Raw genomic sequence first — 13,365 nt, 5'->3', positions numbered from 1 at the left:
TATATATATCTAAAATTTTGATTATTATCGAGTACGGAAAATAATTCTTCCTTTGCTTAAATCATACGGTGTAAGTTCAACAGTTACTTTATCTCCTGTTAATATTCTAATATAGTTTTTTCTTATTTTTCCAGAAATATGGGCTACAACGACGTGTCCGTTTTCTAACTTTACACGGAACATAGTATTAGGTAAAGTATCTAATACTACACCGTGCATTTCGAAATTGTCTTCTTTTGTCATCGTGGTCTCTAGTAAAGTATAATAATGGATTAGAATTTTATCGTAAGATGTAAGCTAATCAAGTATTGATTGTATGCTTACGATAATTGAACGTTTTAATTCTAACAAAATTTATAAAAAAATGTTTATTTTTTTCTTTATAAAATACAGTTATTAAAATAAAACACAACAAAGACATATACTCTTATTGTTACAAATTATTATTTGTTGTATTAATACATGTGCACATGTATTAATACATAGCAGATAAATATCGTTCGGCATCTATTGCAGCCATACAACCTGATCCAGCTGCGGTAATTGCTTGACGATAATTATGATCCATAACATCTCCTGCTGCAAATATACCCGGAATGGAGGTTGCTGTTGCATTGCCATTTATACTGGATACGCAAATATATCCATTCTTTAACATGAGCTGATCATTAAATATAGAAGTATTCGGATTGTATCCAATGGCAATAAATATACCTTGAATAGTGATTATGTGTTCTGTATGTTGTGTTATGTCTTTGATGCATAAACCGGTCACATTTGTTTCATTTCCTAATATTTCTTTAACAATATAGTTAGTATGTAAAATAATATTATCGTTTTGTACTTTATGCATAAGCCTGTTGATTAATATTTTTTCTGCACTAAATTTATCACGACGATGAATAAGATGGACTGTAGAAGCAATATTAGATAAATACAAACTTTCTTCTACTGCTGTATTACCTCCTCCAACAACAGCAACAATTTGTTTATTAAAAAAAAATCCATCACAAGTAGCGCATGAAGATACTCCTTTTCCTCTGTATTTTTCTTCAGAAGGTATGCCAAGATTACGAGCGTATCCTCCTGTGCTTATGATTAAGGCGTCACATGTATATTCATACGTATTACCATATAAATAAAAAGGGCGTTGTTTAAAATTTACTTTAAAGATATAATCGGAAATAATCTCTGTATGCAAATAAGTGGCATGTGTATTCATTCGATTCATTAACACGGGACCGGTGAGATTTGTTGGGTCTCCAGGCCAATTTTCTATATCTGTGGTAGTATTTAGTTGACCTCCTATTTCTAATCCGGTGATTAGAACAGGATTTAAATTGGCTCGTGCAGCATAAATAGCCGCAGTATACCCGGCCGGGCCTGATCCTAATATAAGTAATTTGCAATGTTTTTTTATTGCCATGATCTCTTACTCCTTTTTTTATATACTGCCCAAGTAAAACGCAAGCATTGTTTTCTCATGTTGAATTAACTAAACTTATTAATGTTATTTAACATTAATAAAAAAACAAATGTAGTATGTATAATTAAAAAAATGTTATTCATATTTTATTATACCTATAAACTTATCTTTCTACATCAATTTTAAAATAACATAGAAATATATTTTTAATGATATTAATGTGTGATCAGATATTTAACTTTTTGTGTTGTTGAGTATAAAGATCATAATAAACACTACAGATTTTTATTATGCAATAAATTACTGTAAGAACCCTGGTCGATACGAAATGCGACGTGTTGTAAGCTGTATTTATAATATGTATCAACAAGTTTTTTAGAAAAATTAAAAGTGCTTTTAGTTTTTTTTACTAGGATGTTAATGTGTATTAAATATGTATACATGGTGTTGAATTATTCTTTAAATATATTGCTTATTTATAATTTATGTAAATTAAAGCATATATATTATGACTATTAAATGTATACTATAATTATATCACTACATAATTATTCATGCAAATTAAAAGTATTATTATTTAAATTAAATAGAAATATTTTTGATATATATATATATCAAATAAAAAATTTTTATCAAATACTTAATTAAAGGATATCTTTGGTGATTAATTTTATATTAATTGGTGTAAGTATAACTGTATTGTATTTATTTGTTACATTAATTACTTTTAATCCTGCAGATCCTGGATGGTTACAGACTATATGGCATGGATCAATTCATAATATTGGAGGTATATTAGGGGCGAAACTTTCTGATTTTCTATTTTTTATTTTTGGTGCTCCAGCTTATATCATTCCATTATTTATATTATTTTATCTTTGGCGGGTTTATGTGCAGAATATACGTGTTACTGTTTTAATTTTTCTATTTAAATTAATAGGTATATTAATATTATTATTCGCATGCTGTGGATTAGCCCATTTAACAATTAATGATTTTTTTTATTTTTCTTCTGGGGGTATAGCAGGAAGCATATTGTATGATTTTATTTCATCTTATGAAAATACAACTTATAATATCAGTATAATTGTATTTTTGTTGATCGTAATCATTGATATAGCGATATTTTTTAACAGGTTTTTTTTGGTGATTTTAAAAATTATTAAGAGGCAATTATATAGTTATTTATACTATTTGAACAGATTGTTTTTTTATAATAAAAAATGGCGACGTCAATTTAATCATCAAAAATTATGTGTTGAACGATATATGTGTCCATTAGTTTTTTCTGTACAAGATTTTAACGTTATTAAGAAGCTATTATCTCGTGTTAAACTATATATAAGCAAGGAAAATTATGATTTTTATCAAAAAAAACGTATGAATAGTGAATTTTTTAATGAAAAAAATTATTTTATAAAAACTAATAAACATAATGAAAGAGTTTGTAACTGTTATAATATATGTGGTCTTGAAAAAAAAGAACAACAACATAATGTATCACTGTTACAAAATTTAAATACAGCGTCTATTGATAACTACAATCATAAGCAGAAAACGCCTATATTTGTAAAAAAAAACATAAAAAGACGTGTATCTTTATTTAAATATAAACAAATTCCTATGATACATCAGACTGAAAATTATGATAATCGATCTGTTGTTTTTCCAGATATAAATTTATTAACTAGATCTGATTCGGAAAACATAACGGATTATTTAGAACTAAAGCAAATTTCTAAACTATTAGAAATGAAACTATCAGAATACCATATTATAGCAAACGTAGTTAATATTGTCCCTGGTCCGGTAATTACTCGATTTGAACTAAATTTATCACCAGGCATAAAATCGTCAACTATTTCTAATTTATCACGTGATTTGGCTCGGGTTTTATATACAACCTCTGTTAAAGTGGTAGATGTAATTCCTGGCACGCCATATGTTGGATTAGAAATTCCAAATAAAAAACGCAGTACAGTATATTTAGGAGATATAGTTAGTTCAGATAAATTTAGGAATATCGATACCCCGTTAGCATTAGTTTTAGGCCAGGATATATCTGGCCAACCGTTAGTTGCAGATCTTAGATCTATGCCACATTTATTAGTTGCTGGAACTACTGGATCAGGTAAATCTATGGGCATTAATGCTATGATTATTAGCATTTTATATAAGGCTACACCGGAAGAAGTGCGTTTTATTATGATAGATCCTAAAATTTTAGAATTGTCAATATATTCAGGTATTCCTCATCTTTTAAAACAAGTTATTACTGATATGAAAGAAGTGCATGAAGTATTACAATGGTGTATAAATGAAATGGAGCGTCGTTATAACCTCATGGCTATGCTTGGTGTTCGGAATCTAGAAAATTATAATAGTCATATAGAACAACTTTATTCTTCTAATAAATATACAACAAACACTATTATCAATGAATGTGCTAAAAATAGCACTATATTTTTTTCTGATACATCAAAAAAATTACCTTATATTATAATTGTTATAGATGAATTTTCAGATTTGATGATCACTACAACAAAACAAGTGGAAGAATTAGTTATTCGTTTAACACAGAAGGCTCGTGCTGCTGGGATTCATGTAATATTAGCAACTCAAAGACCATCAGTAGATGTGATTACTGGAGTAATTAAAGCAAATATTCCAGCACGTATAGCTTTTACTGTATCAAGTAAAATAGATTCTCGTACTATTCTTGGGCAATCTGGAGCAGAATCTTTATTAGGTATGGGTGATATGTTATATTTAGGTCCTAATTCTCCTATATACACTAGAGTTCATGGAGCATTCATAGAAGATAAAGAAATACGTGCGGTAGTTAATTTCTGGAAAACTAAAGAGTTAGTTTATAATCCTTCTGAATAATAAACATTGCTATGGTTCGTATAGAGTTATTATATATACAGCAATATTATAATATCATTATGTGTTTGAATAAAATATATGATTATTAACAATAATTCATTAAAAATAATCAAGAAGGTAATATATGCTGGCTTTTTAAGTATTACGATGATTATCGTAGTAGTAGCTGATGATATGTCTATTGTTGAGTTACAAAATCGTCTTAAAAAAATAAATAATTTTTATGCACATTTTACTCAAAAAGTTATTGATCATGATGGTAATCTGTTGTCAGAGGGACATGGAGAATTATGGGTAAAACGTCCTAATCTGTTTAATTGGCATATGATATTTCCTGAAGAAAATTTTTTAATATCTGATGGGAAAACGTTTTGGTTTTATATTCCTTCTATTCAACAAGTTACTGCATATTGGTTGAAGAGTTTTTCTGATAATATTTTGTTTACGTTTTTTTGTGACAATAACATGTATAAATGGAATGATTATAATATATTTCAACAAAGGGATTGTTTTTCTTTAATACCAATAAGTAGTAATTTTAATTTAAAAGCATGTAAAATCAAAATAACTAATTGTGGTATAATTGAAAGATTGAGTATTTTTGAAGAAAAAGGGCAACGAGTAGATTACTATTTATTGAATCACAATAATAATGATATAGATATAAGTAAGTTTTATTTCACTCTTTCCGAAGATATTCAATTAGACGAGCAACGAAAATGATATTTGTTAGGTGATTTTTGTATTTTATTAAACGAGCATGAAAATATTTGTGTTATACGAAATATAAAAGTTATATAAAATATGTTAAATAAGTTTTATTCATATGTTATAGGTGTTTGGAATACATCACCCATCACCCATCACCCATCACCCATATAAATATCATATTTAATAAATTTATTGATTTGTTCATTAATAGCAAGTTAAGATATTATTTCTATAATAAAGAAAATATTAGAAAATGTTTGAATTTGATATTGTATATATCAAGACTTGTTTGATTAGTAATCATATAAATATAAGATTTTTAAAAAGTAAAAATTTATGAAATACATGTTGTATTATATCAATAAAAAATGATAATTGTGTTATATATTTAAAATATATGATTTTTATTACAGTTCTTTTTAGTTAAAATACATTGATTATTTAATGAAGACGAAGAAAAATAATTTGGATTCTTTGTAAATAATTATGGGTTTTCATATATGGGTATTTCTGTATATGAATGAGGCATTATTTTTTTACAAAGGTAACAAAAAAATAATACTATAACGTTAGTATCGTATCAATATTCTGTTTTCATAATTTATTTTATGACATTAATCTTTGTTGAAGATAGGTTACTAGATATATTTTATGTATTGATGTATATATAAGAAAAATTTATTTTTATTTAAATATTTTGTATTTAAATACTTTGTCATACGATAATTTTTATAAATATAGAATAAATTGATTGTATTGATTTATTTTTTTATATAAATAATTTTTTTTCGATGTTTTTTAAAAAAATTAAATTAGATCTATAATAGGAGTAAATAGACGTAATGCAATAATAATATATTTTATTTTTTGTATTTAATTTGTATACGTATTTAACAAAAAATTATATAAGGAATAAGATATATGATACATGTTCTTATGTTTAAAAAATATATCTAATGTTTTTCTGTATAAAAGAAATCAAATTATTGACTATAAAGAGCATGAGTTATCATCATTATACATATATCATAATGATAGGAATTCTATAGCATATATATATAACAGAGAATGCGATTTTGTATTTGGTAGAATGAATAATATGGTAACATCAGAGATTATAAATATAATATAAATTATTATAATTTGTTACAATTTGTTATAATTATTAAGATGTATTATCAGTAAATTAGTACATTATGAAACAGATAATATAGTATAGGTTAGATATGCTTGACCCCAATTTATTGCGAACTAATCTTGACTTGGTCGCCAAAAAACTTGCTCGCAGAAAGTTTATACTAAATACTAATAAGTTTCGTCAACAAGAGAGTTTACGTAAAATTTTACAAAAAAAAACTGAAATTTTACAGAATGAACGTAAATCTAAATCAAAAATCATAGGAATGGCTAAGTCACGTGGAGAGAACGTAGAATCTTTATGTCAAGAAGCATATATATTAGGTAAAAAATTAACTTCACTTAAATCTGAAAATAAAGCATTACACGACAGAATTAGACAATATGAATTATCCTTACCAAATATTCCAGATGATCAAGTGCCTTATGGATTTAGAGATCAAGATAATTTAGAAATTATGCGTTGGGGTAAGCCGAATCAATATAATTTTCCGGTGCGGGATCATGTAGCATTAGGCGCATTAATTAATGGTTTAAATTTTTCTAATGCAACAAAATTAACCGGATCACGTTTTATTGTAATGAAAGGACAAATAGCGCATTTGCATCGTGCTTTATCGCAATTTATGATAGACTTACATATCAAACATCATGGGTATGAGGAATATTATTTACCATATTTGGTCAATAAAGAATCTTTGTATGGTTCTGGTCAATTGCCAAAATTTTATGAAGATTTATTTCATATTCAGCACTCAAAAACTGAAACTAATCCTTATACATTAATACCTACTGCTGAAGTGCCATTAATCAATTTGGTTCGTGATGTAATTCTTGATGAAAAAGAATTGCCCATTAAAATGGTTGCTCATACCCCGTGTTTTCGTTATGAAGCCGGATCGTATGGTCATCACACCCGTGGATTGATTAGAATGCATCAATTTGATAAAGTTGAAATGGTTCAAATAGTACATCCAAATAAATCCATGCAAACATTAGAAGAAATAACTGGTCATGCAGAACAAGTATTGCAATTACTTAAATTACCATATCGAAAAATATTATTATGTGCAGGAAATATTGGATTTTCTTCTTGTAAAACATATGATTTAGAAGTATGGCTTCCAGCGTATAACACCTATTGTGAGGTTTCTTCTTGTTCAAATGTTGGAGATTTTCAGGCACGTCGTATAAGAGCACGTTATAAAGGAAAAGTGCATAAAAAAACGAAATTATTGCATACTTTAAATGCTTCTGGAGTAGCAGTGGGTCGTGCGTTAGCAGCGGTACTTGAAAATTATCAATTAGAAGATGGGCGTGTAGCGATCCCTGCGGTATTATACCCTTATATGAACGGAATAACACATATTAATTAAATACTAGTTTTTTAACATAGTATTAGTTTATTGAATGTTTTAATTATTTTTTATTACAGCAAAAAAATATGCATTGCCTTATATATTTGTTATGAGTAAATAGGTTATTTAATTACAGCAATAGCAACGCATGTGTTCATATTACATTGAGTGAAAATATAGATAAAATGTGTTGTTTAATATGAGATTAAATCAAGCTTTTTGTGTTGTATATGTTTGCTTGTTATTTTTTAGTAATAGTTAATTACAAATGGATATGACTTTTGATTAATTTAAGTGTTTTTGATCGTTTATTATATGAATAAAATATTTAATTTCAGCGCGGGTCCAGCGATGTTGCCAAGAGAAGTATTAAGGCAATTTCAAGAAGAATTATATAATTGGAATCACATGGGTATTTCTGTAATAGAAATAAGTCATCGTAGTAAAGAATTTTTGCAGTTAATGCAAGATGCGAAACAAGATATGCGTGATCTTCTTGATATTCCAAAAAATTATGAAGTTTTATTTTGTCATGGAGGGGGCAGAGCTCAATTTTCTGCGGTTCCTATGAATTTACTAAAAACATCTTCAGACAGCGTTGATTATGTAAATACTGGGTATTGGTCGTATAATGCAGCAATAGAAGCAAAAAAATATTGTGATCCACGCGTAATTAATGTGATCAGTAAAAAAAACGGACTATACAGCATTCAGCCGATGTCTCAATGGGATATTTCTACAAGTAGTTCGTATATTCATTATTGTCCTAATGAAACTATTGATGGAATAGCTGTGTATGAAACCCCAAACTTTTCTGAAAAAATAGTAATAGCAGATTGTTCTTCAACTTTATTATCACGTCCGATCAATATAAGCCGTTTTGGAATAATTTATGCCGCAGCTCAAAAAAATATTGGTATATCTGGTTTAACTGTAATAATTATTCGAAAAGATTTATTACAAGAACCTCGTAGAGCAGTTCCTTCTATTTTAAATTATAAAATTTTATCTGATAATTGCTCAATGTTTAATACTCCTGCTACTATGTCTTGGTATGTTGCTGGTTTAATGTTTAAATGGTTAAAAAAACAAGGAGGATTAAAAGAAATTAATAAACGTAATAAAGAAAAATCATCAATTCTATATAATACTATTGATTCCAGTAAATTTTATTATAATAATGTTAATTTATCTAATCGTTCATATATGAATATACCCTTTTTTTTAAAAAACAATCAATTAAATAATCTTTTTTTAAAAGAATCAATATGTTTTGGGTTGTATGGTTTGAAGGGACATAAAATAGTCGGAGGTATACGGGCATCTTTATATAATGCCATGACATTAGAAGGTGTACTCAAATTAGTGAGATTTATGCAATTGTTTTCTGAAAAATACCGCTAAATTAGATATGTAATGATATTCCATATGTATGAATTAAACATTGAATATGATCATATACTATTATTATAAAGTGATTAGTGAACTATTAATTTTTAAAATTAGTTTTATTTTGTATAAAAAGTTGGTGAAAAAGTGAATGATTTTATCAAATTAGCTCCTATAAAAAAAATACAGGGAACTATCTATCTTCCTGGGTCAAAAAGTATATCAAATCGAGCATTATTATTAGCAGCTCAATCCGTAGGCATTACTCATTTAACTAATTTGTTGGATAGCGATGATGTACGTTTCATGTTGGGTGCCTTACGTGATTTAGGGATAGAATATTGTCTTTCAAGTGATAGAAAAACTTGTGAAATTAATGGTGTGGGTGGTGCGCTTCAATCGAAAAACCATAATCAATTAATTTTATCTTTAGGTAATGCTGGGACTGTTATGAGACCTCTCATCGCAGCATTGTCTGTAAAGACTCAAAATGTTATACTTACTGGTTATCCTCGTATGAAAGAGAGGCCTATTTTACATTTAGTAGATGCCTTAAAACAAGGAGGAGCGCATATTGAGTACATGGAATGTGATAATTATCCTCCGGTACGGTTATATGGAGGGTATGATGGAGGTGAAATTTATATTCAAGGTAATATTTCTAGTCAATTTTTATCATCTATGCTGATGATGGCTCCATTAGCCCCTAAGGATACTCTTATTAAAGTGCATGGAACGTTGGTATCAAGACCATATATTGATATTACCTTATCTCTTATGAAAATTTTTGGTATCCACATAAAACATGAAAATTACCGTATTTTTTATTGCACAGGAAATACGGCATATCAATCACCTGGATATTATTCAGTGGAAGGAGATGCTTCGAGTGCTTCTTATTTTTTAGCAGCATCAGCTATTCGGGGAGGTACTGTTCGAGTTATAGGAGTTGGGAAGCATAGCAAACAAGGAGATATTTATTTTGCTAACATATTAGAAAGAATGGGGGCAAGGATTGCGTGGGGTGATGATTATATAGAATGTACTCGTGGAGCTAATCTTAATCCTGTTGATTTAGATGTTAATGACATTCCTGATGCAGCCATGACTCTTGCTACTACCGCATTATTTGTGCATCATGGGTCTACGATATTACGTAATATTTATAATTGGAGAATGAAAGAAAGTGATCGGTTGAGCGCAATGGCTACTGAGTTACGAAAAACAGGAGCAGATATAGTAGAGGGTTATGATTATTTAAAAATTACTCCTCCAATCAAAATAGAATCAGCTTATATTAATACTTATGATGATCATCGTATAGCGATGTGTTTTTCGTTGGTAGCTTTATCAGATGTTTCAATTATAATTAATAATCCTAAATGTACTTATAAAACTTTTCCAGATTTTTTCACACAATTATCTGGTATTAGTGTTTTCCGGTAAGATTTAATATACTGTGTGGCATACAATATAATATACATTGTATGTATGAAAGTGTATGATGATTGAATTTTGTTAAAATAATTAGATATTATCATTGTACAATAAGAACCGCGTGCTACAAGGAGATGATTTGTGAGTGATATATTTCCAGTTATTACTATTGATGGCCCCAGTGGAGTAGGTAAAGGAACTTTATCTAAGAGATTAGCACGAATTCTTGGATGGAATATATTGGATTCAGGAATTATTTACCGGGTTTTAGCTTTAGTAGCTTTAGAAAATAAAATTGATATTAATAATGAGAAAAAGGTATCTTTACTGACCGATGCGATTAAAATAACTTTTATAAATGATAAAAATAGTTTTTTTGTATTATTTAATGGCAAAGATGTTAGAAAAGATATCTATACGGAAACTATAGGAAATTATGCATCTAAAATTGCTATTTTTTCACAAGTACGTAAGAATTTATTGACATATCAACGTACATTTTGTCAACGCCCAGGGCTTGTTGCGGATGGACGTGATATGGGAACGGTAGTATTTCCTAATGCAGAATTAAAAATTTTTCTTTATGCTTCTTTTAAGGAAAGAAGACGTCGTAGATTACATCAGTTGCAGAAAAAAAATTTTAATGTTAATTTTAAGTTTATATTATCACAAATAAAAGAACGAGACGATCGTGATTATAACCGAAGATCAGCGCCGTTAACTCCTGCGATTGGTTCATTAATATTAGATTCGACCTATTTATCTGCAGAAGAAGTAAAATCTAAAGTACTTATGTATATTAGAGAGAGTCTAGTATTCTCATCAAGAGTGCTATATAATATTACTCATAATCAAGGATAGTTATGAGATGTTTGTTATAACCCCATCAAGCATGGAAATATGATGGACGTTAATTAAAAATTGAAGATTATAAAAATGACAGAATCATTTGCTCAGCTATTTGAAGAATCTTTAAAAAAAATAGAAACTTGTCCTGGATCCATTGTGCGTGGAGTTGTTGTTGCTATTTTTAAAGATATTGTGTTAGTCGATGCAGGATTAAAATCAGAATCCTCTATTCCTATTGATCAGTTTTATAATTCTCAAGGAGAATTAGAGGTTTCAGTTGGCGATTATGTTGATGTCACATTGGATGCAGTAGAAGATGGATTTGGAGAGACCGTATTATCTCGTGAAAAGGCAAAACGCTATGAATCTTGGTTATCATTAGAGCAGGCATATCAAGAAACGACTACTGTTACAGGTATTATTAATGGAAAAGTAAAGGGAGGATTTACTGTTGAACTAAATGGTGTACGTGCTTTTTTACCTGGTTCTTTAGTAGATGTGAAACCAATACGTGATACTTCATGTTTAGAGGGGCAAGTATTTGAATTTAAAGTAATTAAATTAGATCATAAGCGTAATAATGTTGTAGTATCTCGTCGTGCCGTAATAGAATCCGAAAATAGTGTTGAACGCGATCAATTATTAAATAAATTACATGAAGGGATAGCAATTAAAGGGGTAGTGAAAAATTTAACTGACTATGGTGCTTTTATTGATTTAGGAGGTGTAGATGGTTTGTTACATATTACTGATATGGCATGGAAACGTGTCAAACATCCTAGCGATATAGTAAATATTGGAGATGAAATTATTGTTAAGGTGTTAAAATTTGACCGAGAGCGTATTCGTGTATCTTTAGGTCTCAAGCAGTTAGAGGAAGATCCATGGGCAGCTGTTGTTCAACGTCATGCAGAAGGGAGTAAATTGATAGGAAAAGTAACTAATTTAACTGACTATGGGTGTTTTATTGAAATTGAAGATGGAATAGAAGGATTAGTGCATGTATCTGAGATGGATTGGACTAATAAAAATATCCATCCTTCTAAAGTAGTTACAGTGGGGGAATCTGTTGAAGTAATGGTATTAGATATCGATAAAGAACGTCGAAGAATTTCTTTAGGATTAAAACAATGTAAAATTAATCCATGGCAGAAATTTGCAGATATGTATAATCGAGGCGACCGAGTTATGGGAAGTATAAAATCGATTACTGATTTTGGTATTTTTATAGGATTAGAAGGAGGTATCGATGGTTTAGTTCATCTTTCTGATATTTCTTGGTATTTATCTAATGAAGAAGCTATGAATAAATATACAAAGGGCGATGAAATAATGGCTGTGGTGCTGCAAGTAGATGCAGAACGTGAACGTATTTCTTTAGGTATAAAACAGTTAACAGAAGATCCTTTAAATATATATTTATCTACTCATAAAAAAGGAAGCATAGTATCTGGAAGAATCATTTCCGTAGATGAGAAGGGAGGGGCAACTATCACATTAAGTGATAACACTGTAATTGGGTATCTATATACTCATAATATATCACATAATAAATCTGCTAATCAACAAATATATACGTCATTACATATAGGTAATGACGTAGAAGCAATATTAGATGGGGTAGATCGTAAAAATAGAATCATAAATTTATCTGAATGTAACATATATGATCCAATGCAACAATCAGATATGAATATCGTTGATAATCATAAAAAAGAGAAAGAAAAAAATTTTTCTAGTGTCATGGTTGAAGCATTTAAAGCAGCCACTAAAAATGAGTAGTTATTTTATTAAATAATTTTTGTATATATATATTAATCTATTAATGTGTTACAGTTACTTAAATATAAGCAATAAACCGCAGAATAAATGAGAATAATTTTTTTAAGAAGAAGTTTTTTTATAATAAGACAAAGCGTATGGCTGTATTGGTTGATAGTTACAATTTTGTTGTATTACATTAGATGCAATGAGGTTAGTGCATTTTTTTTGAACAAGCAGGATTATATCGTTAATTATATATTTATTTTAGATAAATAAATTATTTGGTTGATATTAAATGAATAAAATAATATGTATAATAAATGTTGTATGATTATTGAAGTTATCGTAAATTCAGTTCATGTCTTTTAATATCATTAAAAGAATATATTAAAAATTAAAAATATG

The 13,365-nt window shown here is 28.5% G+C and carries 9 protein-coding genes; 7 read left to right on the top strand and 2 right to left on the bottom strand.

Annotation, left to right across the window (positions count from 1 at the left end; translation table 11 throughout):
* Positions 1–24: 24 nt before the first annotated feature.
* Together infA and trxB are read right to left on the bottom strand one after the other, a co-directional pair.
* Positions 25–243 (bottom strand): translation initiation factor IF-1, encoded by a 219-nt coding sequence (gene infA / locus Bamer462_RS02000; RefSeq protein WP_500837461.1) that lies wholly within the window; start codon positions 241–243, stop codon positions 25–27.
* Between the two features lie 232 nt (positions 244–475).
* Positions 476–1,426, bottom strand: coding sequence for a thioredoxin-disulfide reductase (gene trxB / locus Bamer462_RS01995; protein WP_500837460.1), 951 nt, complete (start codon positions 1,424–1,426; stop codon positions 476–478).
* A 660-nt stretch (positions 1,427–2,086) separates the two neighbouring features.
* On the opposite strand from trxB, the gene Bamer462_RS01990 reads away from it, so the two are divergent.
* The 7 genes from Bamer462_RS01990 to rpsA all read left to right on the top strand — a co-directional run bounded on the left by Bamer462_RS01990 (position 2,087) and on the right by rpsA (position 12,978).
* Positions 2,087–4,315 (top strand): DNA translocase FtsK, encoded by a 2,229-nt coding sequence (locus tag Bamer462_RS01990; protein ID WP_500837459.1) that lies wholly within the window; start codon positions 2,087–2,089, stop codon positions 4,313–4,315.
* A gap of 78 nt (positions 4,316–4,393) precedes the next feature.
* On the top strand, positions 4,394–5,038 hold the full coding sequence (lolA, locus tag Bamer462_RS01985; protein WP_500837458.1) for an outer membrane lipoprotein periplasmic chaperone LolA: 645 nt from the start codon (positions 4,394–4,396) through the stop codon (positions 5,036–5,038).
* Between the two features lie 1,214 nt (positions 5,039–6,252).
* A complete protein-coding gene (serS, locus tag Bamer462_RS01980) occupies positions 6,253–7,539 on the top strand; it encodes a serine--tRNA ligase (protein ID WP_500837457.1) in 1,287 nt (428 codons plus the stop codon).
* Between the two features lie 297 nt (positions 7,540–7,836).
* A complete protein-coding gene (gene serC / locus Bamer462_RS01975) occupies positions 7,837–8,925 on the top strand; it encodes a 3-phosphoserine/phosphohydroxythreonine transaminase (protein ID WP_500837456.1) in 1,089 nt (362 codons plus the stop codon).
* Positions 8,926–9,057: 132 nt separating this feature from the next.
* Positions 9,058–10,356, top strand: a complete 1,299-nt coding sequence (gene aroA, locus Bamer462_RS01970) for a 3-phosphoshikimate 1-carboxyvinyltransferase (protein ID WP_500837455.1) — start codon at positions 9,058–9,060, stop codon at positions 10,354–10,356.
* A gap of 132 nt (positions 10,357–10,488) precedes the next feature.
* On the top strand, positions 10,489–11,208 hold the full coding sequence (gene cmk, locus Bamer462_RS01965) for a (d)CMP kinase (protein WP_500837454.1): 720 nt from the start codon (positions 10,489–10,491) through the stop codon (positions 11,206–11,208).
* A 75-nt stretch (positions 11,209–11,283) separates the two neighbouring features.
* The gene (gene rpsA, locus Bamer462_RS01960; protein WP_500837453.1) at positions 11,284–12,978 is read left to right on the top strand and encodes a 30S ribosomal protein S1; all 1,695 of its coding nucleotides are present in this window, start codon (positions 11,284–11,286) and stop codon (positions 12,976–12,978) included.
* The last annotated feature ends 387 nt before the right edge of the window (positions 12,979–13,365 follow it).

Source organism: Candidatus Blochmannia americanus (nom. nud.), assembly GCF_059934915.1.
Note: the sequence above shows the minus strand (reverse complement) of the source record. Positions and strands in the feature narration are given on the sequence as shown.

Coding starts and splice junctions, on each gene's coding strand:
- infA (WP_500837461.1), bottom strand. CDS start 243: ATGACAAAAGAAGACAATTTCGAAATGCACGGTGTAGTATTAGATACT.
- trxB (WP_500837460.1), bottom strand. CDS start 1,426: ATGGCAATAAAAAAACATTGCAAATTACTTATATTAGGATCAGGCCCG.
- lolA (WP_500837458.1), top strand. CDS start 4,394: ATGATTATTAACAATAATTCATTAAAAATAATCAAGAAGGTAATATAT.
- serS (WP_500837457.1), top strand. CDS start 6,253: ATGCTTGACCCCAATTTATTGCGAACTAATCTTGACTTGGTCGCCAAA.
- serC (WP_500837456.1), top strand. CDS start 7,837: ATGAATAAAATATTTAATTTCAGCGCGGGTCCAGCGATGTTGCCAAGA.
- rpsA (WP_500837453.1), top strand. CDS start 11,284: ATGACAGAATCATTTGCTCAGCTATTTGAAGAATCTTTAAAAAAAATA.